Genomic DNA, 22,593 nt, shown 5'->3' on the forward strand with positions numbered 1-22,593 from the left:
ACATAAAACCGTTGCTTTTTTTGGAGATAAGGGACTATTGTCCCAGACTCTTTTTAATTGATTTGAATGTTAATGAATGTCTTTTCGCAAACTTAACAAAATATGATATAATGAAGTGCTACTAAAAAAGGTTTCATTAGTCTTGAAAGGATTAAAAATGACTGAAAAACAATCGTTTTATATTACAACCCCTATCTACTATCCGAGCGGTAAGCTCCACATCGGGTCTGCCTATACGACCATTGCCTGTGATGTTCTGGCTCGCTACAAGCGTCTCATGGGCTACGATGTTTTCTATCTGACCGGTCTTGATGAGCACGGACAGAAGATTCAGGCCAAGGCAGAGGAGGCTGACATCAGCCCTCAAGCTTATGTAGATGGTATGGCAGTTGGGGTCAAGGAACTCTGGCAGCTCTTGGATATTTCTTATGATAAATTTATCCGGACGACCGATGACTACCATGAAAAGGTTGTAGCCGATGTCTTTGAACGACTCTTAGCCCAAGATGATATCTACTTGGGTGAATATTCAGGCTGGTATTCCGTTTCTGACGAGGAATTTTTCACTGAAAGCCAGTTGGCAGAAGTCTTCCGTGATGAAAATGGAAAGGTAACCGGCGGAATTGCGCCATCTGGACATGAAGTGGAGTGGGTATCAGAAGAGTCTTATTTCCTCCGTCTCAGCAAGTACCAAGACCGCTTGGTAGAATTTTTTAGATCTCATCCAGACTTTATCACACCAGACGGACGTCTCAATGAAATGCTGAAAAACTTCATTGAGCCAGGTCTCGAAGACTTGGCCGTATCTCGGACGACCTTTACTTGGGGCGTGCCGGTGCCATCAAATCCTAAACACGTTATCTATGTCTGGATTGATGCCCTACTCAACTATGCGACAGCCCTTGGCTACGGTCAGGATGATCATACTAACTACGATAAATTCTGGAATGGAACGGTCTTCCACATGGTGGGCAAGGACATTCTGCGTTTCCACTCTATCTACTGGCCAATCCTGCTCATGATGCTGGATATTAAGCTGCCCGACCGCTTGATTGCTCACGGCTGGTTTGTCATGAAAGATGGCAAGATGTCCAAGTCCAAGGGTAATGTGGTCTATCCTGAAATGCTGGTAGAACGCTACGGCTTGGACGCCCTGCGTTATTACCTCATGCGCAGTCTTCCTGTTGGTTCAGACGGAACCTTCACTCCTGAGGACTATATAGGTCGGATCAACTATGAATTGGCCAATGACCTCGGAAACCTCCTCAACCGTACGGTTTCTATGATTAACAAGTACTTTGACGGTCAAGTGCCAGCCTATGAAGAAAATGTGACAGACTTTGATGGAGCTCTGGCTCAGGTAGCAGTTCAATCCATCGCTGACTACTACAAACATATGGATGCAGTTGACTACCCACGTGCCCTGGAAGCAGTCTGGACGCTCATCTCCCGCACCAATAAATATATCGATGAAACCGCTCCTTGGGTTCTGGCTAAGGATGATTCCAAGGTCAAAGAACTGGCAGCAGTCATGAGCCACTTAGCAGCCAGCCTTCGTGTTGTGGCCCACATGATTGAGCCTTTCATGATGGAAACGAGCAAGGATGTCCTTAGCCAACTTGGCTTGCCTCAATCTGCGTCTCTGGAAAACCTAGCAATTGACCAGCTCCCAGCAGGCCTGACAGTTGTAGAGAAAGGGACACCAATCTTCCCGCGCCTGGATATGGAAGAAGAAATTGCCTATATCAAGGGACAAATGGAAGGTAACAAATCTGCGGTTGAAAAAGAATGGAAGCCAGAAGAAGTCGAGCTCAAACTTAACCGCAAGGAAATCAAGTTTGATGACTTTGATAAGGTGGAAATCCGTGTTGCAGAAGTCAAAGAGGTTTCTAAAGTTGAAGGTTCTGACAAGCTTCTTCAGTTCCGCTTGGATGCAGGAGACGGAGAGGACCGCCAAATCCTCTCTGGTATTGCTAAGTACTATCCAAATGAGCAAGAGCTGGTCGGTAAGAAAGTCCAAATCGTAGCCAATCTCAAACCGCGCAAAATGATGGGCCGCATCAGCCAAGGTATAATTCTATCAGCTGAGCATGGCGACCAACTGACACTCCTTACCGTGGACGAGAAAGTGCCAAATGGAAGTTTGATTGGATAAAAATCTTTGATCTAATGACAATCCCCTAGCAGGAGTCTGCTGGGGGATTTTTGATGTAATATTTTCTTTGAAACCGCTTGACAAAAGGTATATATATTTATATAATTTTTATTGAAAAAGTTTTAGGAGTTATATTATGAAAATAGTAAAAATTGCATCACTTGTTTTGTTGTTGCTTTTAATTGTTATTCTCTTTCCGCTGAATCCTTATTTGGCAGCTTTTCTAGCTATTATTAGCCTTGGAACAGCATTTTTGATTCGGAGGAAGTAGTATAATGAAAATAGTTAAGGATTTCATAAAAAAAGTTTTGGGGGCTAAGATTTACATATGGATTGTGGTAGCCGTTCTTGCTATCTTTTTTGTTGTTGCGAAAACTTATAATATCATTGGATTTTTCCAAGGTAAAAACGCTTCAGATGAACGAAGCCAAATCTATACGCAAATCACTCGCTTGGAGAAAGTCAACGAAAGTGTTTTTTTGGATGTAGGGATTCAAAAGGTTGAAACGATTGAGAAAGATAAGAAGATTCCTGGCACCAATATCAGTATTCCACTGTCTGTTAAGAAAGCTATTATTATTCTTAATTATACGGCTAAATTTGGAATTAAAGAAGGAATTAAGATTAAGAAAATTGCTGAACATGAGTACGAGCTAACTATACCTAAATATGAAGTTATAGGTGTAGAGGTCTCGGATAATCCCAAAGATCGATACAAACTCTATGATATGAGTGGACAGCTGTTGAGCGGTTCAACAGAAAATATTGATACTGGAGAGCATGTTGCTAAATCTCTTAGCAATAAAGAACAAGAAGATTATATTAAACAATATAAAAATCTCATTACGGAATCCGCAGAACATTATTATAAAACTATTGTTACTAGTATTGACCCAGAAGCTAAAGTGACCTTTAAAAATGTGAATCAATAGGAAACAAAATTTCTTTATGGTGATACAGTTTGGCATATAGTGAAATATATCGTTCTATCAACTGGAGAAAGCACCTTGCACATCATTGCGAGGTGCTTTTTTATCTCCTATACCATATCGCAAACTCTCAATTTTGTTTAAAACAAACAGAAAATATGGAAAAAAACAGAAAAATGAGTTATAATAAACAAAACCAATGTGTAGAGAGGCTAAAGTATGGGTAAAAATCAGAGACAGGACGAAATAGTTAAGCTGGTGGATCGAGCTGGGACAGTGACGGTTGCTGAAATTGTAGAGAGTATGAAGGTCTCCGACATGACGGTTCGGCGGGACTTGATTGAGCTGGAAAGTAAAGGGCTGCTGACTCGTGTTCACGGTGGGGCTAAAAGTAATCAGCATCTCAAGTATAGAGAAATCCCTCATGAAGAGAAGCTTTATCAGAATATCAAGGCCAAGCGGACTGTGGCCAAGAAGGCTGTGGAGCTGATTGAAGATGGCGATACTATTTTTCTTGGACCGGGGACTTCTGTGGAAGTGCTGGCTGAGGAAATAAGCAATCAGCACTTGCGCGTGATTACCAACTGCCTTCCGATTTTTCACGATCTTTTGAAGAAGAAGTCGGATACCTTCAAAGTCTTTCTACTTGGTGGGGAGATGCGGGAAGCGACTCAAGCCTTTGTCGGCGAGATGACCAATGCCATCATGGATAAGATGTACTTTACTAAGATGTTTTTCAGCGGCAATGGTATCAAAAATGGTCAGATTATGACTTCTTCTTTTGAAGAAGCCTACACCCAGAAGCTGGCTATGGAGCGCTCATCAGAGTCTTACCTCTTGATTGATTCTTCTAAGATTGGTAAGGAAGATTTCACCTCTATCTGTCCTTTGGCTGATATTACAGCTGTTATCACAGACCAGATGTCTGAAAATGCTCAAGAAGAACTGGAGGTTTATACCAAGATTATTTCCTAGGTTATTTTAAATGGATGAAAAAATTATCAAAAAGCTCTTTTTAGGGCTTTTTTTGTTTATTTTAATCATCTTTAAAAATATTTTGATTAAAATAAACAAAAATCTGTTGACAAATAACTTTTAAAGGAGTATAGTATGCTTATAGGAAACAGAAAGTGTTTTTTATAAACAATATTCTGTGCAAAAAATCAAACAAAGGAGAATGCTCATGGCAATTATTATTGGAGCAGATGCTACTGGAAGCAAGCTGAAAGATGTGGTCAAGGATTTTCTCGTCGGAGAAAACTTTGAAGTGGTCGATGTGACGAAAGAAGGTCAGGATTTTGTTGATGTGACCCTTGCAGTTGCGGCTGAGGTGAATAAACAAGAGGAAAATCTTGGTATTGTCATTGATGCTTATGGTGCTGGTCCATTTATGGTAGCGACCAAAATCAAAGGCATGGTAGCGGCGGAAGTCTCAGATGAACGCTCTGCCTACATGACTCGCGGCCATAACAACTCTCGCATGATTACGATGGGAGCTGAAATCGTCGGTGAAGGGCTGGCTAAGAACATTGCCAAAGGCTTTGTCAATGGGAAATACGACGGCGGCCGTCACCAAATCCGGGTCGACATGCTCAACAAGATGTGCTAAGAAAAGGAGAAATCAAATGAAAATTGCAATTGGATGTGACCATATCGTTACCAATGAAAAAATGGCGGTCTCAGATTTTCTAAAATCTAAAGGCTATGAAGTTCTTGATTTTGGTACTTATGACCATACTCGTACTCACTACCCAATCTTTGGTAAAAAAGTAGGGGAGGCAGTCGTTAGTGGACAAGCTGATCTTGGTGTTTGTATCTGTGGTACAGGTGTCGGTATCAACAACGCTGTAAATAAAGTTCCTGGTGTTCGTTCAGCTTTGGTGCGCGACATGACCTCAGCTCTCTATGCTAAAGAAGAGCTCAACGCCAACGTTATCGGCTTTGGTGGAAAAATTACTGGTGAGCTCCTTATGTGTGACATCATTGAAGCTTTCATCCATGCGGAGTACAAGCAAACTGAAGAAAATAAAAAATTGATCGCAAAAATTGAGCACGTTGAGACTCACAATGCTCATCAAGCAGATGATAATTTCTTTACAGAATTTCTTGAAAAATGGGATCGTGGAGAGTACCACGATTAGTGAGGTAGCTAGATGATTCTTACAGTGACCATGAATCCTTCTATCGATATTTCCTATCCCTTAGAAGAATTGAAAATAGATACTGTTAATCGTGTTGCAGAAGTCAGTAAAACAGCAGGCGGAAAGGGTCTCAACGTAACCAGGGTCTTGGCAGAAATTGGAGATAATGTTGCTGCGACGGGCCTGATTGGTGGGACTAATGGAGAGTTCTTATTACAAAACCTTCATCCTAATGTTAGACAATGCTTTTATAACATTTCGGGAGATACGAGAAACTGTATTGCTATCTTACACGAAGGCAAGCAAACAGAAATACTGGAAGCCGGTCCGACTATTACAGCGGATGAGGCAAATGGTTTTTTACATCATTTTAAATCATTAATGGAATCAGCTGAGGTAGTTAGTATCTCGGGAAGTCTACCAGCCGGTTTACCAGTTGAATATTATATTCAATTGGTTGAAATGGCTAATCAAGCTGGTAATAAGGTGGTGCTGGATTGCTCTGGAGCTGCTCTGGAAGCTGTGCTCAAATCAGATGTGAAACCAACTGCCATCAAACCAAATAACGAGGAACTTTCTCAGTTATTGGATCGCGAGGTTTCCAAAGATTTGGATGAGTTAAAAGCTGTCCTTTCAGAACCGCTATTTGAAGGAATCGAGTGGATCATCGTATCACTCGGTGCAGATGGCGCTTTTGCCAAACACTGGGACACTTTCTATAAAGTGGATATTCCTAAAATCCAAGTGGTCAATCCAGTTGGCTCTGGAGACTCAACTGTTGCAGGGATTTCTTCGGCTTTGAGTCTTCGCTTAGATGATGCTTCCTTATTGAAGAAAGCAAATGTTCTCGGCATGCTCAATGCTCAAGAAAAAATGACCGGTCATGTCAATGTTACAAACTACGACGGCCTATACAATCAAATCACAGTAAAAGAGGTATAAAGAATGGTATTAACAGAACAAAAACGCAAGTACATGGAAAAACTCTCTGATGAGAATGGCATCATTTCTGCCTTGGCATTTGACCAACGCGGTGCTTTGAAACGCCTCATGGCTCAACACCAGGAATCAGAACCAACAGTAGCTCAAATGGAAGAACTGAAAGTTTTGGTTGCAGAAGAGCTGACCCCTTACGCTTCATCTATGCTTCTGGATCCTGAGTATGGACTGCCTGCTACTAAGGCTTTGGACAAGAATGCTGGCTTGCTATTGGCCTATGAAAAGACAGGTTATGATACTTCTAGTACCAAGCGTCTGCCAGACTGTCTGGATGTTTGGTCAGCAAAACGCATCAAAGAACAAGGCGCGGATGCAGTGAAATTCCTCCTTTACTATGATGTAGACAGCTCTGAAGAACTCAACCAGCAAAAGCAGGCTTATATCGAGCGTGTGGGTTCTGAGTGTGTGGCAGAAGATATTCCTTTCTTCCTTGAAATCTTGGCTTACGATGAAAAGATTGCGGATGCTTCCAGCGCTGAATACGCTAAAGTGAAACCTCACAAGGTTATTGGTGCCATGAAGGTCTTCTCAGATCCACGTTTCAACATTGATGTCTTGAAAGTAGAAGTTCCAGTCAACGTCAAATATGTTGAAGGCTTTGGCGATGGTGAAGTAGTGCATACTAAAGAACAAGCAGCTACCTTCTTCAAGGAACAAGATGAGGCAACTAACCTTCCATACATCTACTTGAGTGCGGGTGTATCTGCGAAACTTTTCCAAGAAACACTTGTGTTCGCTCATGAGTCAGGTGCCAACTTCAACGGCGTTCTTTGTGGACGTGCTACTTGGGCTGGTAGTGTTAAAGACTACATTGAGCAAGGCGAAGAAGCAGCTCGCAAGTGGCTTCGTACAACTGGATTTGAAAATATTGATGAGCTCAACAAGGTTCTTCAAAAAACAGCTACCTCTTGGAAAGAAAGAGTTTAAAGTGCTATTTTAAAATGAAGATCTAAATGATTCATACTTTAAAATAGAAAGGGGAGTATATTCCTACGTAAGCGTTTCTATATTAAAAGAATTATCTAGATACTTCTTAAAAATAGGATCAGTCATTGGTACTTCGGAATGGGAAGTTCACTAACGACTGATTTTTTGTTAAAAAAATCACATAATTAGTTTACATTCATTATGAAATGTAGTAAAATAAATTTGAATTTAATAGGGTGGATCGTAACATTAGGCGAGACCACAAATAAATTAAGTATTCTAGCTTAATTTATTTGTGGTCTCTTTTTATTGTAGAAAGGAGGAATCTCTACCCTGTTAATGTCGCTATCATCGGTACTATGGTCTTAATTTTAAGGAGGGAACATATGTTTCAATTACCGAAAGATTTTATAATGGGTGGTGCTACGGCTTCATACCAAGCCGAGGGTGCTACTAATAAGGATGGCAAAGGCCCTGTTGCGTGGGACACTTTTCTGGAACAAAAAGGTCGGTATACAGCAGAACCAGCGAGTGATTTTTATCATCAATATCCTGTGGATATTGCTTTGTGCAAAAAATTTAATATTGATAGCCTTCGATTATCAATAGCTTGGAGCAGAATATTTCCGGATGGGTATGGAGATATAAATCAAGCAGGTGTTGACTTTTATCATTCTGTATTTTCTGAATGTATAGAGAATGGTATTACTCCTTTTGTAACTATTCACCATTTTGATACTCCAAAAGTTTTGTTTGATAAGGGAGATTTTTTGAATCGTGAAACAATTGAACACTTTGTTAATTTTGCTAAGTTCTGTTTTGATGAATTCAGAGAAGTCAAATATTGGAGCACATTTAATGAAATATATCCACTAGCTACAAATCAATATTTAACAGGAGTTTTTCCTCCTGAGATTAAGTTTGATTTTGAAAAAGTGATAACTTGTCTACATAATATGATGTATGCTCATGCACGAGTTGTGAATATTTTTAAAGATGGTAGCTATTCGGGTAAAATAGGGGTTGTTCATTCCCTCGAGCCAAAATATCCTTATAGTGATAGTCCAGATGATATTCATGCGGCTAGAGTAGATGAAGCACTTTCTGTCCGTTTTCTTTTAGATGCAACTTATTTTGGAAGATACAGTCAAGTAACTTGGGAACTAGTTTCAGAAATTCTTCTGAAAAATGGAATGTCAGTTCATATAGATCCAAAAGATTTTATTGAGATGGAGAAAGCATCAAAAAGGAATGATTTTCTTGGTATAAATAACTATGTTAGCCATTGGGTTAAATCCTATGAGGGAGAAAGTACTCTTTTCTATAATACTACTGGTGAAAAAGGCACACAAGTCTATCGAATTAAAGGTGTTGGGGAGAGGGTTCAACGAGAAGATTTACCAAAGACAGATTGGGATTGGATTATATATCCACAGGGATTGTATGATTTACTTATGTTTATAAAAGAGGAATATCCAGATTATAAAGAAATTTATATTACTGAAAATGGATTGGGATTTAAGGACAACTTTCAAGACGGAATTATTATGGATACTCCTAGAATTGACTACCTTCGAGGAAATTTTGAATCTATTGCTCGAGCAATTCAAGATGGTGTAAATGTAAGAGGATATTTTATCTGGTCCCTTATGGATGTTTTCTCTTGGGTTAATGGCTACAATAAAAGATATGGGTTGTTTTATGTAGATTTTGAAACTCAAAAACGATATCCTAAGGAATCGGCCTACTGGTATAAGTTTGTAAGCCAAACTAAAAATATTATATAGATAGGAGTTCTGATTATGAATGGTATTATTAAACGTATTGAAAAGCATCAAGAATTATTTCAACGTATATCAGCTAATGCGTATTTAACCGCTATAAAAGATGGATTTTTAACAGCAATGCCTGTTATCCTATTTTCAAGTCTTTTTATTCTTTGTGCAGCAATTCCCCCTTTAGTTGGAATTAAACTTTCAGCTGGGTTTGAAGCTTGGTTATGGAAGATATATGATTATTCAATGGGAGTTGTAGGGTTACTTGTTGCAGGAACAACTGCTCGTTGTTTAGCTGGAAATATGAATAGAAAAATGCCTGCAGGTAAAGTTATTAATGAAGTTTCTGTCATGCTAGCAGCAATTTGTAGTTTTCTATTATTATCTATTACTAAAAAAGATGGTTCTTTTCTGGGTGATTATTTCGGAACAAAAGGGATTTTATCCTCTTTTGTAGCAGCTTTCATCACTGTTAATGTATACAAATTTTGCGTTATCAAAGATATAACCATCAAAATGCCTAAAGAAGTTCCAGGAAGTATTTCTCAAAATTTTCGCGATGTATTTCCTTTCTCATTCTCTGTTTTAGCTGCAGCTTTAATTGATGTCATTACTCGACATTTTCTATCAGTTCCATTTGCGGAAGTGTTTTCAAAGGTCTTGTCTCCAATATTTCAAGGAGCTGAAAGTTATTTTGGTCTATCTTTAATATGGTTCTTAGTGCCATTCTTTTGGTTTGTTGGTGTTCATGGGCCTTCCGTTGTAAAGCCAGGATTAGCAGCTGCATTGTATGGTAATACAGAAGCGAACTTAAATCTTTTTAGAGCTGGTCATCATCCATATCATGCTTTAACAGAAAATTTTGGTAATTTTGTTGGCGAACTAGGTGGTACAGGTGCAACATTTATTGTTCCAATAATTTTCATTTTGTTTATGAGATCCAAGCAATTAAAAGCGGTAGGAAAGGCTTCTATTATTCCAGTAATGTTTGCTGTTAATGAACCTCTTCTATTTGCAGCTCCAATTGTTCTAAATCCTTATTTCTTTATACCTTTCTGTTTAGCACCTATTGTTAATGTTATTTTAGGTAAATTCTTTATTTCGGTACTTGGAATGAATGGCTACATGCATGTCCTTCCTTGGGCAACACCAGGTCCAATTGGGAATTTAATGAGTACCCATTTCCAACCAATTAGTTTTGTATTTACTGTTTTGCTACTAGTTGTAGATTTCTTGATCTATTATCCGTTCTGTAAAGCATATGATAAGGTATTGCTTAAACAAGAGCTGGATAATTCTAGCGTAGAAACTGAAGAAAGTAATTTAGAAGAAAGTGATATAAAAGAAATTGATTCAATTGCTAACTCTCTAGATGTAGAAAAAGAGGTGAAAGTCTTAGTGCTTTGTGCAGGTGCTGGTACGAGTGCAATGCTTGCAAATGCGTTAAAAGAAGGTGCTGAAGATTTGGGGCTCCCTCTCAGTGCTTCTGCTGGAGCTTATGGTTCTCATTACGAAGTTATGAAATATTATGATATGATTGTTCTAGCACCACAGGTCAAAACTTATTATGAGGATATTAAAAAAGACACTGACAAATTAGGAATTCAGCTAATTGCAACCGAGGGAGCTCAATATATTCAATTAACTCGAGATCCTAAAGGAGCTGTCGAATTTGTATTATCAAATTTAAACAAAAATAACAATTAAGACGTTTTTTGTTCGTTATAAACAATTTATGATTAAAAAAATCATATTTTTAAAAAATATTAGCAGAAAGGGTTTACAAAATTTCGTTTTATTGTTATAATGTATATAGTTTAAATAAGGTGGCTCGTAACTAAGTTGGATTAGGCGAGACCACAAATGAATATGAGGGTTATTTGGCTTCTATCTCCCTCAGTTCGTTTGTGGTCTCTTTTTATTTCTTTATTGTGGTACTATTAACTATTTAAACTAAAATTTCAACTGGGATTGCTGAAATCCTATTACAAATTCTATGATAAGGGGGTTCTGATGTATCGTATTGTCAATATCATCAATAATAATGTCGCTTTAGTAAAAAATGAGAAACATGAAGAATTGATGGTCACAGGCAGTGGGATAGCTTTTCAAAAACGGAAAGGTGACTTAATTATAGGAAGTAAAGTTGATAAAGTGTTTCGTCTTAATACAGAAGAGTCTAAAGAGAATTTCTTAACACTTTTAAAAGACGTACCTCTTGATTTCATAACTGTAACTTATGATGTTATTGATGCATTAGTGGTCAAATATGAATATTCTGTTCAAGAATATTTATATGTAACATTGACGGATCACATTTACTGTTCTTATCATGCTGTTCAAAAAGGAACTTATCAATATAGCCGGTTGCCTGATGTTTCTTATGAGTATCCCATAGAGTATGCCATGGCTGAGGAAGCTTTAGCAATATTTAAAACGAAACTATTGGACAGTTTCCCTGATGATGAAGTAGGTAGGATTGCTTTACATTTTATTAATGCTAAAGGTGAAGATGTATCTTCTCCAACAAGTAAGATTAATAGAACAAAGAATATCCTTGAATTAGTAAAAGAAGAACTGAAAGAGAGCCAAATTGAACGAACGAAAGAAAATAGTAATTTTTATGATCGCTTTATGGTTCATCTTAGTTATTTCCTAGATTACTTAGATAGGTCTCGAGATGATAATACCTCTCTTTTAGATATGGAATCACACATAAAAAATTCCTATCCTAAGGCCTATGAGATTGGAACGAGAATATATGAAGTAATTGCAACTGAGACCGGTGTTGATTTATATCGTAGCGAACGGGTTTATATTGTATTACATATTCAACGCCTTTTATAAATAGAAAACAATAATAACATTTTACATAAGAATACAAGGAGGAACTCTCATGAATAGAGAAGAAGTAACATTGCTCGGTTTTGAAATTGTGGCCTACGCTGGTGACGCTCGCTCCAAGCTCCTAGAAGCTTTGAAAGCAGCAGAGGCTGGGGATTTTGCTAAGGCAGATGCTTTGGTGGAAGAAGCCAATGGTTGCATCGCTGAAGCTCACCATGCTCAGACCAGTCTCTTGACAAAAGAAGCTGCTGGTGAGGACTTGGCTTACAGTGTGACCATGATGCACGGCCAAGATCACCTAATGACTACCATCTTGCTAAAAGATATGATGCACCATTTGATTGAACTATACAAAAGAGGAGTAAAATAATGAATAAACTCATCGGACTTATTGAGAAAGGGAAGCCTTTCTTTGAGAAGATTTCTCGGAATATCTATCTCCGTGCCATTCGGGATGGCTTTATCGCTGGTATGCCAGTCATCCTCTTCTCATCTATCTTTATCTTGATTGCCTATGTGCCAAATGCTTGGGGCTTTCACTGGTCTAAGGACATTGAAACTTTCCTAATGACCCCTTATAGCTATTCGATGGGGATTCTGGCTTTCTTTGTGGGAGGGACCACTGCAAAGGCTTTGACAGACTCTGTCAACCGCGACCTGCCTGCGACAAACCAGATTAACTTCTTGTCTACTATGCTGGCTTCTATGGTCGGCTTCCTCCTCATGGCGGCTGAACCTGCCAAGGAAGGTGGCTTCCTGACTGCCTTCATGGGAACCAAAGGTCTTTTGACAGCCTTCATCGCAGCCTTCGTTACGGTTAATGTCTACAAGGTTTGTGTGAAAAATAATGTCACCATTCGCATGCCAGAAGAAGTTCCACCAAATATCTCGCAAGTATTTAAAGACTTGATTCCATTTACTGTCTCAGTCGTTCTGCTCTACGGTTTGGAACTGCTTGTTAAAGCAAGTCTGGGAGTAACAGTTGCTGAATCCATCGGAACACTTCTCGCTCCGCTTTTCTCAGCGGCAGATGGCTATCTGGGAATCACACTTATCTTTGGTGCTTATGCTTTCTTCTGGTTTGTGGGAATTCACGGTCCATCTATCGTTGAGCCTGCCATTGCTGCCATTACTTATGCCAATATCGATGCCAACTTGGCTCTGGTACAAGCTGGTCAGCATGCGGATAAGGTCATCACTTCTGGTACTCAAATGTTCATCGTTACCATGGGTGGTACTGGTGCGACCTTGATTGTTCCATTCCTCTTCATGTGGATCTGTAAGTCAGAGCGTAACCGTGCAATTGGACGGGCATCTGTTGTCCCAACTTTCTTTGGTGTCAATGAGCCCATTCTCTTTGGTGCTCCAATCGTACTGAATCCGATTTTCTTTATTCCATTTATCTTTGCACCTATCGCAAACGTATGGATTTTCAAATTCTTTGTTGATACTTTAAACATGAACTCCTTCTCAGCCAACCTTCCTTGGGTGACACCTGGACCTCTGGGAATCGTGCTGGGTACCAACTTCCAACTTCTGTCCTTTGTTCTTGCAGCCCTCCTTGTCGTAGTGGATGTGATTATTTACTATCCATTTGTCAAGGTTTATGACGAACAAATCCTAGAAGAAGAACGTTCCGGCAAAGCTAACGATGCTCTTAAAGAAAAAGTAGCAGCTAACTTTAACACTGCTAAAGCGGACGCTATCCTTGAAAAAGCAGGAGTGGAGGAAGAAGCTACAGCGCAAAACAATATTAGCGAAGAAACCAATGTTCTGGTGCTCTGTGCAGGTGGCGGTACCAGCGGATTGCTGGCCAACGCTTTGAATAAAGCAGCAGCTGAATACAATGTTCCTGTCAAGGCAGCAGCGGGTGGCTACGGTGCTCACCGTGAAATGCTGCCTGAGTTTGACCTGGTTATCCTGGCTCCTCAAGTTGCCTCCAACTTTGAAGACATGAAGGCGGAAACTGATAAATTGGGTATCAAGCTGGCTAAGACTGAAGGCGGCCAATACATCAAACTCACCCGTGATGGCAAAGGAGCGCTAGCCTTCGTTCAGGAGCAATTCAACAACTAAATCTGTTTATGTGAGATGAAGCAACTTGATAAGAATATCATCAAGCTTGCCTTCATCTCAAATGCTATTGAAAGGAAAATAAGATGACAAAAACCTTACCTAAAGATTTTATTTTCGGTGGTGCCACAGCAGCCTATCAAGCTGAGGGAGCAACCCACACAGATGGAAAAGGACCTGTTGCCTGGGATAAATACCTAGAGGATAACTACTGGTACACGGCAGAACCTGCCAGCGACTTTTACCACAAGTACCCTGTGGATCTGAAATTGGCTGAAGAATATGGTGTCAATGGTATTCGGATTTCCATTGCTTGGTCACGGATTTTCCCGACAGGCTATGGCGAGGTCAATCCAAAAGGTGTAGAGTTTTACCATAATCTTTTCGCAGAATGCCACAAGCGTCATGTAGAACCTTTTGTGACCCTCCACCACTTTGATACACCAGAGGCTCTTCATTCAAATGGAGATTTCCTCAATCGGGAAAATATTGAGCACTTTGTGGACTATGCGGCTTTCTGTTTTGAAGAATTTCCAGAAGTTCGCTATTGGACGACTTTCAACGAAATTGGTCCTATTGGTGATGGCCAGTACTTGGTTGGGAAATTCCCGCCGGGGATTCAGTATGACTTAGCCAAGGTTTTCCAATCCCATCACAACATGATGCTCTCTCATGCCCGTGCCGTTAAGCTTTATAAGGACAAGGGCTACAAGGGTGAAATCGGTGTTGTTCATGCACTTCCGACAAAATATCCTTACGATCCAGAAAATCCAGCAGATGTCAGAGCAGCAGAGTTGGAAGATATTATCCATAACAAGTTTATCCTAGATGCGACTTATCTGGGGCACTATTCAGATGTAACTCTGGCAGGAGTAAATCATATCCTTAAGGTCAATGGTGGTCAGCTGGATCTACGAGATGAAGACTTTGCAGCTCTAGAAGCAGCTAAAGACCTCAATGACTTCCTTGGCATCAACTACTATATGAGTGACTGGATGCGCGACTTTGACGGTGAAACAGAAATTATCCATAACGGAAAAGGCGAAAAGGGAAGCTCCAAGTACCAGATTAAGGGTGTAGGGCGCAGAGAATCTCCAACCCATATACCAAAAACTGATTGGGATTGGATTATCTATCCACAAGGTCTTTATGATCAGATCATGCGGATTAAGAAGGATTATCCCAACTACAAGAAGATTTATATCACAGAAAATGGTCTGGGTTATAAGGATGAATTTGTGGACAATACGGTTTACGACGATGCTAGGATTGATTACGTCAAGCAGCATCTGGAAGTCTTATCCGATGCGATTGCGGACGGGGCTAATGTCAAGGGCTACTTTATCTGGTCTCTGATGGATGTCTTTTCTTGGTCTAACGGTTATGAAAAGCGTTACGGCTTATTCTACGTAGACTTCGAAACGCAGGAACGCTATCCGAAGAAATCCGCTCACTGGTATAAGAAACTAGCCGAAACACAAATGATTGAATAGGCAAATAAAAACTCCCCTCCTAGCTGAATGGAATCGGCTAAGACGGGAGTTTTTTTATTCTTCATCATCTGTAAATTCTAGGATGTCTCCGGGCTGGCAATCAAGGGCTTGACAGATAGCATTGAGGGTGCTAAAGCGGATAGCCTTGGCCTTGCCCGTTTTGAGAATGGAAAGGTTGGCGTTGGTAATACCGATGATATCGGCCAGTTCACCTAGTTTCATCTTTTTCTTGGCCAGCTGGACATCAAGATTAACGATAATCATGATAGCAGCCTCCTAGATGGTAAATTCATTTTCTTCAGCTATATCAATCCCCTTTTCTAGAATTTTCATCATCAGCCAAATAATCAGAGCGCCCAAGAGAGGTGTAAAGCTCATACTGGCGTTAAAAGAGAAGGGGAGGGCAATGGGATTGCCTGATGTAGCAACCTTAACGGAAAGAAAAGTCAGAGCCAAAAAGACTTTCCATGCCTTATCAGCTAGTTGCGTGTTTGATGAATCAAAAATCTTTCCACCAATCAAATTTTTGATGAAATTACGAGCAAGATAGATGAGATAAATAGTCAAAGAAGCTGTGAGAAGATTTATAAAAAAGGCTAAAACACTCCACCAATTTGAAAAATCAACTGAGGGCAGAAATTGAACATTGAGCTTTATTCCCAGCCTGTCGGAAAGACCGGTGTAAGAAATCACACTTAGGATAGTAAGAAAGACCAGAATAGCAGTATAACCCACTATGATAAGGTTTAATAGAGTAACAATATCTTTGAGCAAAGAGTTATTTTTTAATTCAATCTTTTTCATGATGCTTACCTCTATCGAAAATCAGCCGGCAGTAGATTTTCTTTTCCTTTTATGCTTATTATAATCTATTTTTTATTGTATTTCAAGAAAAATATATCGAAAAACGATAATTTTTTTGAGACCAAAAGGATATCTTATAGAGGATTTGGTATCGATGAAAATTTTGATACAATATGTATTGAATATCAAAGTAACGAAGGAGATAGTAATGAATCCTATGTTTATGATTGTGGTGCTTGGGCTACTCTGGCTAGTTATTGTTTTTCCACTCTATCTTCACTATCGAAAAGAAATTTCTATTAGAAGTAAATCTACATCTTTAATATCAGGCAAAGTAGTAGGATATAACAGTTCCATCTATACTCGCCATGGTGAGCCACCACAGGTAGCCTTGCCTCTTGTAGATTATACTGTCCGTGGAAAACAATATCGACAAAGACTTGAGTATAAACAGTTTATCCCTGCATCTTCAGGAAGAATCCAAAAAGATGTCTTTTCAAGTGACTATGTTTACGGCTCGGATAGAAGTCTAGACTTGAAAAAAATATTTCCCGTCGGCTCAAGTATGATGGTTTACTATAGCAATGAAAAGTATTTTAAATATTTGTTTATCGGATTTTCTATTTTCTTGCTCATTCTAATTGGAATTAATTTTTTCCGTATATTTTTGTAGTTTGAAAAGTCTATTTTTGGATATTGAGTGATACAAAATTGATCTTTTTCAAAATCTGTTGAATCCAAATAGACTAAAAAAGAGGATTGAACTCCTCTTTTTGGTTTCTTTATTTAAACTTAAAACCTTCATAGACCAGAACTGCTTTAGGATTGGTCTTTTTAAATTCGTTGGCTAGTTTATCCATCATCTTGACAGGTCCGCACATGAAGACGGTAGTTTTGTCGTCCAAAGGATAATTCTTGAAGTCCAAATAGCCAGAGACCTTACTATCAACCAAATGAAGGTTGAACTGCGGATTCTTAGCTGCATAGTCTTTGAGTAGGTCTAGGTAAACAGCATTTTCTGCTCCGGTATAAGCGTAGTAGAAGCTGACTGGACGATTCAGATTAGGATTTTCACGGATATAGGAAATGAAGGGTGTAATGCCAATCCCACCCGCAATCCAGATTTGTTTTTCCTGCCCCTGGTCAAGAATCATGTGACCATAAGCTCGGTCAATGGTGACCTTGGTTCCCTCTTGGATCTTGTCATAAAGTTTCTTAGTGTGGTCTCCAGAGTTCTTGATAGTAAAGTAGACGATATTGTCATGACCGCCAGAGATAGAGAAGGGATGTGGCGCTTTTTCAAATCCTTCTTGGAAAATCTTGACAAAGGCAAACTGCCCATACTGATAGTCTAGCTTTTGACTGAGCTGAACTTTGAGCTCCACGGTATCGTGGTTGAGGCGTTTGACCTGCATGATTTTTCCCAGATGGCGAAAGGCCAAACTTTGATAGAGGAAGATGATGTAAAAGCCAGAAGCTAAACCGATGATAGCGTAGAATCCGACTACGAAACCCAGCAAGGTTGGTGTTAGGAGTCGACCGCCCATCAGCATATAAGCATGGAAGAGACCAAAGATATAGGCCAAATAGACAAAGCGGTGAATCCAGCGCCAAGCCTCATATTTGATGTGCTTGCCAAGATAGGCCACCAGAACAATGCTGACAAATAGATAGATGCCGACGTTCCCAAGCTGGGCTGCCAGATGAGATCCCCAGAGACTACCACCCATAGCAACATTGTGGAGAGCAAGCAGGACGACGGAAAAGATAGCTGTAAACTTATGATAAGCATACATCTTTTCGATGCCATGGAACCATTTTTCCAAAAGTGCATTCCGAGTCGCAAGTAAAAAGGTCAGCGAAAGGGTTGTTAAGGCCAAACCGGGTACAATAAAGTTGGTCATTCCAGCTGAAGCCCAAGCATAGATGGTCAGGAGTATGCTAAGAGCAATAAGGGCGATTCCTTTGATAGATTTCATGATGGATTCCTTTCTGATTTTTATCACTATTTAGTTGTAAATGGATTTGTTACATTCTAACAAAGAAAAAACAAGCTGTCAAGATAAGAGCTTGTTTTGTTTTTGGTATGGATAGGTCAAGTCTTCCCTTAGCCAAGCTATAGAAGAGATTTGTGATTTTACTCTTGAACCTCTGCGGCAGTGTCTTCCTTTTTGTCAGTCTCAGACTGGCCGAAAGGCAACTGCTTGCTCCAGCGTGATAGGTTTTCTCGGATATCCTTGCCAATAGCAGAAGGCTTAGGCAAGCTAATGGAGTCCTTCCAGCTTTGGACACGCATATCCAGCAAGAGCTTGGACAAGCGCAGCAGCATGTCACGTTCTTGGTCTGTTAGAGATTGAGCATTTTTCAGGATATCGAGAACTTTGTTAAAGTTTTCAACATTGGACAGTTCGTCGACAGACTGGATACCAGCATCCAAAATCAGTCCGAAAAAGAGGTCGAAAAAGTCTTTAAGTTCTTCATCTGAAACGGTGCTCACCCAATTTTTAAACGTTTTGTCTATCTGCAGACTCTCTGCATCTAGTGTATCCAGCAATAGGAAAGAGTCTCCCTTGATTTTCCACGAAAAGGTATCGTGCTGGGCAAAGCCGCCGATGGCACTGCTTTTGACAATCCTTGCTTCCTTAGGTGTTTCCAGCATCATGCCGACGATGGAGTTTTGAGGCAGGTAGCGCTTCATCCTTTCAACCATGGCCTGATAGCCATTGCTTTCGGTGACAGAGTGATTGAGACCGGGAGAGTCATAGCTGTAGATGGCTTCAATACGGTCTTGGAGCGATGCTTCCATCTGACTGGCTGCATAGGAAGCCAGATTGCCTCCTTTAGAATGACCGCTTAGAATAAAGCTACCTGATAGACTTTCTAAGGCTTTTTGCAGATAGCGCTCAGCCATTTTCTGAGCAGGGATCTGGTCCATATAAGTCATGTGGAAGTCTTCCTTCCAGCCGACAATGGAGTCGTCCGTACCCCGAAAGACCAGGACATAGGTATCAGGCTTGATTTTGAAAGTCAAGGCAGCGAATTGCTTCTGGATATCTTGGTCAACATCATTGACATAGCCCATCAATTTTAGATTTTTAAAGCGGGTAGAGGCTGCGGCCAAATCTAGCAGTTTCAGTCGGTTTTTGCTGACCATCATGGAGAGGTCGCGCGGTACTTGATCGGCCAAATCCAGCAGCCGGCAGTCGCAGTAGGGGGACATGTCCTCGTGCACCAGTTGGTCAAAAGGCAAGTAGGTCATCTCTGTCAGAACTAGCAGATCCAGTTCATTGAAAGCTTTATCATAAATGCTGTCATGCTGAACTTCTTCAAGGTAAGTAAAAATATTGCTCATGTTTTATCTCCGATTTCTACTAGTTAGTATAGCATATTTTTCTGATAGAATTTCTCTTTTCCAGAAAAATCCTACCTTAGACTGAGGATGATAAACAAGCAAAAGCATTTTTTGGTATAATGTTACTAGCAAGTAATCGGGAGGGAAAGATGCACAAGATTTTACTAGTAGAAGATGATCCAGTCATCCGTCAAATGATTAAGAAAATGCTGGAACAATGGGGCTTTCAGGTAGTGGCAGTTGAGGACTTTATGGATGTGCTGACTGTCTTTGTTCGAGAGGAGCCGCATCTGGTGCTGATGGATATCGGCCTGCCCTTATTTAACGGCTATCACTGGTGTCAGGAAATCCGCAAGATTTCAACGGTGCCCATCATGTTTCTGTCTTCTCGCGATCAGTCCATGGACATTGTCATGGCTATCAATATGGGGGCAGATGACTATGTGACCAAACCTTTTGACAATAATGTCTTTCTGGCTAAGGTTCAGGGCTTGCTGCGCCGTTCCTATGAGTTTGGAAACGACCAGAGTCTCCTGGAGCACCAGGGTGTCATTCTTAATCTCAAGTCGACAGATCTGGTTTTTGATGGGAAAGTGGTGACCTTGACCAAGAACGAATTTCAGATTTTGCGGGTCCTCTTTGAGCACGCAGATGGTATCGTAGCGCGTGATGATCTGATGAAGGAACTCTGGAACAGCGATTTTTTCATCGATGACAATACCCTATCGGTCAATGTGGCTCGCCTGCGTAAGAAGCTTGAAGAGCACGGACTGAAGAATTTCATCGAAACCAAAAAAGGAATAGGATACGGTCTCATCAATGGACATACAGGATAAATTTTTCTTTCTTAAGTCTTACCTTTATTCGCGGCGATTTTTTTTAGCTCTGCTGATTTTGCTGCTAGGTTTTATTCTGCTCTTTGCCTTTGTCTTTGATACTTACCGCAGTCTGCTGGAATATGTCGCGCTCTTGCTGGCTTTTCTGTCTTTCTTGTTTATCGGAGCAGATGCTTGGACGTCCTTTAAGGGCTATCGCAGCCAGAAGCTGCAGGCATCTGCTCAGGCTCAGACTCCTCTAGAAAAGCTTTTGCAGGAACGAGTGGAAGAGCTGGAGTACGAGCAGAAGAATCAGCTCTTGGTTGAGCAGGAAAAATACAATGATTTGCTGGACTACTATACTCTTTGGGTTCATCAAGTCAAGACACCTATTGCAGCCAGCTCGCTCTTGATTGGAGACTTGAAGGATAAGGAAACCAAGTCTCAGTTGGAGCAGGAGCTCTTTAAAATTGAGTCCTACGTTCATCTGGTGCTCCAGTACCTCCGTCTAGAAAGCTTCCATGACGATCTAGTGCTGAAGCAGGAAAATCTGGCTGATTTGGTCATAGAAGTAGTCAAGAAATACGCTCTTTTCTTTATTCAGCAAGGACTCAGCCTCAATCTTCATGACCTAGACCACACGATTGTCACTGATAAAAAGTGGTTTCTAGTGATTTTGGAGCAGGTCCTATCCAATAGTCTTAAATACACCAAAGAAGGCAGCATAGAGATTTATTTTCACGAGGGCAGCCTCTACATTAAGGACACGGGTTTGGGGATTCAAAATGCTGATTTGCTGCGGGTTTTTGAGCGTGGTTTCTCAGGTTACAACGGTCGTTTGACCCAGCAGTCATCAGGCTTAGGTCTTTATCTGTCCAAGAAAATTGCTGACCAGTTGGGACACAAGATTGCTATAGACTCTCAAGTTGGTCAGGGAACGACGGTTTCCATCGCCTTTCCTGAGAAGAAATTGATCTTTGAGTAGGAGGAAGAAAGTTGCTAGTAGTGGTTTATGATAGTCTGACTGGTTTGGGTAAGAAGTTTGCTAAAAGTCTGGGACTGCCTAGCCAGTCAGTCTGGAAAAAGCTAGAGGAGCCCTGTATTTTAGTCAGCAGAAATAGCGGAGCAGGGCAGATTCCGTGGACGACCAAGCGCTTCATCAGAAAGAACAGACATCTAATCAAAGGCTTTGTCATCAATGGCAATCAGAAGCGTTATCCGCGGACCTTTTGCGGGGCGACGGATAAGATAGTGGAGCAGTATGGTCTTCGCCATATTCGTAACATAGAGGGCTCTGGAACGGAAGCAGACAGAAAGGCAGTCAAAGGCTTTCTAGGACAGTTGCAGACAGCTGAAAGTGTGCATAAAAGCCACTAGGTTTTGTGCTATTTTTGACGGATGCTCCTGCATGATTTTTAAAAGTGACAAAATTGTAAGAATAAAACTAGCAAATGAAAGGTTAGGTTATGGTACCGGCCTTTCTTTTTTATTATCATAGAGGCAAGAAATAAGAAGGAGACAGAAAAATGAAATCAAAAGGTTTGAATGCTTTTCAGTTGAAGCTCTTCATGGCATTTCTTATGGTTTTTGACCATATCAGTCAGATACCGGGGCTGGTGCCGGACGGCTGGGATGGTGTCTTACATGCCCTAACCCGCTGTGTCGGAGTAGCATTTGCCTTCATGGCAGTGGAAGGTTTTCTCCACACTCGCAACCGCCTGGCTTACAATATGCGGCTCTTCTTTTGGGCAGCCCTGATGCAGACAGGAAACTGTATCCTGACGCTCCTCTTTCAGGAAAAGGGCATCTACCTCACTCACAATATCTTCCTGACCTTGGCCTGCGGGGTCCTCATGCTGAGTCTTTTCTTTGGCTTTTCTGACAATGGAGGAGCTGCTAAGGAGCAGAAGCGTGGTTTGCGGCTGACGGCAGGAGTATTAGTCTTGCTGGCTGGGCTTCTCTTTAGCGAAGGCGGCATGGCTCTGCTTCCTTTCATGCTCTTGACCTACCTTTTTAGAAATCAAGTCTTTTTCAGAAACTTGTCCTATGTAGTTTGGGCGGGAATTCTCTTTGCCATGAGTATTCAAATTTATCCAACCTTGCAGGACACACTATCAATGCTGCTCTATAATTCAGACTGGCTCTTTATCAGTGTTCTTCCTCTCTTGCACTTCTACAATGGTGAGCGAGGATCCAGCAGCAAGTGGAGCAAATATTTCTTCTATATATTCTATCCAGCCCACCTTTGGCTAATTGCTTTGATTGCCTTTTGGGTAAAATAAAGCT

At 40.6% G+C, this 22,593-nt stretch carries 23 protein-coding genes; 19 read left to right on the forward strand and 4 right to left on the reverse strand.

The features are described from left to right. The first annotated feature begins 157 nt into the window (after positions 1–157). The 14 genes from metG (at position 158) to lacG (RYK49_RS04605) (ending at position 15,336) form a co-directional block, all read left to right on the forward strand. Positions 158–2,155, forward strand: coding sequence for a methionine--tRNA ligase (gene metG, locus RYK49_RS04540; RefSeq protein ID WP_314831598.1), 1,998 nt, complete (start codon positions 158–160; stop codon positions 2,153–2,155). 136 nt (positions 2,156–2,291) lie between these two features. After that, positions 2,292–2,426, forward strand: a complete 135-nt coding sequence (locus tag RYK49_RS04545) for a hypothetical protein (RefSeq protein ID WP_002903218.1) — start codon at positions 2,292–2,294, stop codon at positions 2,424–2,426. 4 nt (positions 2,427–2,430) lie between these two features. Continuing rightward, positions 2,431–3,087 (forward strand): DUF4230 domain-containing protein, encoded by a 657-nt coding sequence (locus RYK49_RS04550; protein WP_314831599.1) that lies wholly within the window; start codon positions 2,431–2,433, stop codon positions 3,085–3,087. 216 nt (positions 3,088–3,303) lie between these two features. Further along, on the forward strand, positions 3,304–4,059 hold the full coding sequence (locus tag RYK49_RS04555) for a DeoR/GlpR family DNA-binding transcription regulator (RefSeq protein WP_314831600.1): 756 nt from the start codon (positions 3,304–3,306) through the stop codon (positions 4,057–4,059). Positions 4,060–4,267: 208 nt separating this feature from the next. Then, positions 4,268–4,693: a galactose-6-phosphate isomerase subunit LacA gene (gene lacA / locus RYK49_RS04560; protein ID WP_143877718.1), complete on the forward strand. Its 426-nt coding sequence runs from the start codon at positions 4,268–4,270 to the stop codon at positions 4,691–4,693. Positions 4,694–4,709: 16 nt separating this feature from the next. Continuing rightward, positions 4,710–5,225 (forward strand): galactose-6-phosphate isomerase subunit LacB, encoded by a 516-nt coding sequence (lacB, locus tag RYK49_RS04565; protein ID WP_314865025.1) that lies wholly within the window; start codon positions 4,710–4,712, stop codon positions 5,223–5,225. Positions 5,226–5,237: 12 nt separating this feature from the next. Beyond that, positions 5,238–6,167: a tagatose-6-phosphate kinase gene (locus RYK49_RS04570; protein ID WP_314865027.1), complete on the forward strand. Its 930-nt coding sequence runs from the start codon at positions 5,238–5,240 to the stop codon at positions 6,165–6,167. Between the two features lie 3 nt (positions 6,168–6,170). Continuing rightward, entirely contained in the window at positions 6,171–7,151 is a 981-nt protein-coding gene (lacD, locus tag RYK49_RS04575) for a tagatose-bisphosphate aldolase (protein WP_314830590.1), read from the forward strand. A gap of 386 nt (positions 7,152–7,537) precedes the next feature. Continuing rightward, positions 7,538–8,938: a 6-phospho-beta-galactosidase gene (gene lacG / locus RYK49_RS04580; RefSeq protein WP_314830589.1), complete on the forward strand. Its 1,401-nt coding sequence runs from the start codon at positions 7,538–7,540 to the stop codon at positions 8,936–8,938. A 15-nt stretch (positions 8,939–8,953) separates the two neighbouring features. Further along, complete coding sequence (locus RYK49_RS04585) at positions 8,954–10,633, forward strand: PTS lactose transporter subunit IIBC (protein WP_314830588.1); 1,680 nt, start codon at positions 8,954–8,956, stop codon at positions 10,631–10,633. Positions 10,634–10,939: 306 nt separating this feature from the next. After that, positions 10,940–11,773, forward strand: a complete 834-nt coding sequence (locus RYK49_RS04590) for a PRD domain-containing protein (RefSeq protein WP_314830587.1) — start codon at positions 10,940–10,942, stop codon at positions 11,771–11,773. 49 nt (positions 11,774–11,822) lie between these two features. Then, positions 11,823–12,140, forward strand: a complete 318-nt coding sequence (locus tag RYK49_RS04595) for a PTS lactose/cellobiose transporter subunit IIA (protein ID WP_002894735.1) — start codon at positions 11,823–11,825, stop codon at positions 12,138–12,140. After that, positions 12,140–13,846: a lactose-specific PTS transporter subunit EIIC gene (locus tag RYK49_RS04600; protein ID WP_314830586.1), complete on the forward strand. Its 1,707-nt coding sequence runs from the start codon at positions 12,140–12,142 to the stop codon at positions 13,844–13,846. Before RYK49_RS04595 ends, RYK49_RS04600 begins: the two co-directional genes overlap by 1 nt. A gap of 83 nt (positions 13,847–13,929) precedes the next feature. Then, positions 13,930–15,336 (forward strand): 6-phospho-beta-galactosidase, encoded by a 1,407-nt coding sequence (gene lacG / locus RYK49_RS04605; RefSeq protein ID WP_314830585.1) that lies wholly within the window; start codon positions 13,930–13,932, stop codon positions 15,334–15,336. A 54-nt stretch (positions 15,337–15,390) separates the two neighbouring features. Here lacG (RYK49_RS04605) and RYK49_RS04610 read toward each other — a convergent pair whose 3' ends face one another. Further along, positions 15,391–15,600: a helix-turn-helix transcriptional regulator gene (locus RYK49_RS04610; protein WP_002894739.1), complete on the reverse strand. Its 210-nt coding sequence runs from the start codon at positions 15,598–15,600 to the stop codon at positions 15,391–15,393. 12 nt (positions 15,601–15,612) lie between these two features. Further along, a complete protein-coding gene (locus RYK49_RS04615; protein ID WP_314830584.1) occupies positions 15,613–16,140 on the reverse strand; it encodes a DUF2975 domain-containing protein in 528 nt (175 codons plus the stop codon). A gap of 208 nt (positions 16,141–16,348) precedes the next feature. On the opposite strand from RYK49_RS04615, the gene RYK49_RS04620 reads away from it, so the two are divergent. Continuing rightward, on the forward strand, positions 16,349–16,813 hold the full coding sequence (locus RYK49_RS04620; RefSeq protein ID WP_314830583.1) for a DUF3592 domain-containing protein: 465 nt from the start codon (positions 16,349–16,351) through the stop codon (positions 16,811–16,813). Between the two features lie 109 nt (positions 16,814–16,922). Here the strand turns inward: RYK49_RS04620 and RYK49_RS04625 are convergent, their stop codons facing one another. Both RYK49_RS04625 and RYK49_RS04630 read right to left on the reverse strand, forming a co-directional pair. Further along, entirely contained in the window at positions 16,923–18,119 is a 1,197-nt protein-coding gene (locus RYK49_RS04625; RefSeq protein ID WP_314830582.1) for a ferric reductase-like transmembrane domain-containing protein, read from the reverse strand. 158 nt (positions 18,120–18,277) lie between these two features. Continuing rightward, complete coding sequence (locus RYK49_RS04630) at positions 18,278–19,492, reverse strand: DUF2974 domain-containing protein (RefSeq protein ID WP_314830581.1); 1,215 nt, start codon at positions 19,490–19,492, stop codon at positions 18,278–18,280. Positions 19,493–19,641: 149 nt separating this feature from the next. Between RYK49_RS04630 and RYK49_RS04635 the strand changes: the two genes are divergently transcribed. The 4 genes from RYK49_RS04635 to RYK49_RS04650 all read left to right on the forward strand — a co-directional run bounded on the left by RYK49_RS04635 (position 19,642) and on the right by RYK49_RS04650 (position 22,589). After that, complete coding sequence (locus tag RYK49_RS04635) at positions 19,642–20,328, forward strand: response regulator transcription factor (protein ID WP_023916543.1); 687 nt, start codon at positions 19,642–19,644, stop codon at positions 20,326–20,328. After that, positions 20,312–21,292 carry a sensor histidine kinase gene (locus RYK49_RS04640; RefSeq protein ID WP_314865030.1) on the forward strand — a complete coding sequence of 327 codons (981 nt, stop codon included), beginning with the start codon at positions 20,312–20,314 and terminating at the stop codon, positions 21,290–21,292. Before RYK49_RS04635 ends, RYK49_RS04640 begins: the two co-directional genes overlap by 17 nt. 11 nt (positions 21,293–21,303) lie before the next feature. Then, entirely contained in the window at positions 21,304–21,684 is a 381-nt protein-coding gene (locus RYK49_RS04645) for a class Ib ribonucleoside-diphosphate reductase assembly flavoprotein NrdI (protein WP_314830578.1), read from the forward strand. A gap of 149 nt (positions 21,685–21,833) precedes the next feature. Continuing rightward, positions 21,834–22,589, forward strand: coding sequence for a TraX family protein (locus RYK49_RS04650; RefSeq protein ID WP_314865032.1), 756 nt, complete (start codon positions 21,834–21,836; stop codon positions 22,587–22,589). Positions 22,590–22,593 lie beyond the last annotated feature (4 nt).

This window comes from uncultured Streptococcus sp. (genome assembly GCF_963525625.1).
GTDB lineage: Bacteria > Bacillota > Bacilli > Lactobacillales > Streptococcaceae > Streptococcus.

Excerpts from the sequence above, each read along its gene's own strand:
- lacA (WP_143877718.1), top strand. The coding sequence starts at position 4,268 with ATGGCAATTATTATTGGAGCAGATGCTACTGGAAGCAAGCTGAAAGAT.
- RYK49_RS04650 (WP_314865032.1), top strand. The coding sequence starts at position 21,834 with ATGAAATCAAAAGGTTTGAATGCTTTTCAGTTGAAGCTCTTCATGGCA.
- RYK49_RS04610 (WP_002894739.1), bottom strand. The coding sequence starts at position 15,600 with ATGATTATCGTTAATCTTGATGTCCAGCTGGCCAAGAAAAAGATGAAA.
- RYK49_RS04640 (WP_314865030.1), top strand. The coding sequence starts at position 20,312 with ATGGACATACAGGATAAATTTTTCTTTCTTAAGTCTTACCTTTATTCG.
- metG (WP_314831598.1), top strand. The coding sequence starts at position 158 with ATGACTGAAAAACAATCGTTTTATATTACAACCCCTATCTACTATCCG.
- lacB (WP_314865025.1), top strand. The coding sequence starts at position 4,710 with ATGAAAATTGCAATTGGATGTGACCATATCGTTACCAATGAAAAAATG.
- lacG (WP_314830589.1), top strand. The coding sequence starts at position 7,538 with ATGTTTCAATTACCGAAAGATTTTATAATGGGTGGTGCTACGGCTTCA.
- RYK49_RS04600 (WP_314830586.1), top strand. The coding sequence starts at position 12,140 with ATGAATAAACTCATCGGACTTATTGAGAAAGGGAAGCCTTTCTTTGAG.
- RYK49_RS04590 (WP_314830587.1), top strand. The coding sequence starts at position 10,940 with ATGTATCGTATTGTCAATATCATCAATAATAATGTCGCTTTAGTAAAA.
- RYK49_RS04595 (WP_002894735.1), top strand. The coding sequence starts at position 11,823 with ATGAATAGAGAAGAAGTAACATTGCTCGGTTTTGAAATTGTGGCCTAC.
- RYK49_RS04630 (WP_314830581.1), bottom strand. The coding sequence starts at position 19,492 with ATGAGCAATATTTTTACTTACCTTGAAGAAGTTCAGCATGACAGCATT.
- RYK49_RS04585 (WP_314830588.1), top strand. The coding sequence starts at position 8,954 with ATGAATGGTATTATTAAACGTATTGAAAAGCATCAAGAATTATTTCAA.
- lacD (WP_314830590.1), top strand. The coding sequence starts at position 6,171 with ATGGTATTAACAGAACAAAAACGCAAGTACATGGAAAAACTCTCTGAT.
- RYK49_RS04635 (WP_023916543.1), top strand. The coding sequence starts at position 19,642 with ATGCACAAGATTTTACTAGTAGAAGATGATCCAGTCATCCGTCAAATG.
- RYK49_RS04555 (WP_314831600.1), top strand. The coding sequence starts at position 3,304 with ATGGGTAAAAATCAGAGACAGGACGAAATAGTTAAGCTGGTGGATCGA.
- lacG (WP_314830585.1), top strand. The coding sequence starts at position 13,930 with ATGACAAAAACCTTACCTAAAGATTTTATTTTCGGTGGTGCCACAGCA.
- RYK49_RS04615 (WP_314830584.1), bottom strand. The coding sequence starts at position 16,140 with ATGAAAAAGATTGAATTAAAAAATAACTCTTTGCTCAAAGATATTGTT.
- RYK49_RS04550 (WP_314831599.1), top strand. The coding sequence starts at position 2,431 with ATGAAAATAGTTAAGGATTTCATAAAAAAAGTTTTGGGGGCTAAGATT.
- RYK49_RS04570 (WP_314865027.1), top strand. The coding sequence starts at position 5,238 with ATGATTCTTACAGTGACCATGAATCCTTCTATCGATATTTCCTATCCC.
- RYK49_RS04620 (WP_314830583.1), top strand. The coding sequence starts at position 16,349 with ATGAATCCTATGTTTATGATTGTGGTGCTTGGGCTACTCTGGCTAGTT.
- RYK49_RS04625 (WP_314830582.1), bottom strand. The coding sequence starts at position 18,119 with ATGAAATCTATCAAAGGAATCGCCCTTATTGCTCTTAGCATACTCCTG.
- RYK49_RS04545 (WP_002903218.1), top strand. The coding sequence starts at position 2,292 with ATGAAAATAGTAAAAATTGCATCACTTGTTTTGTTGTTGCTTTTAATT.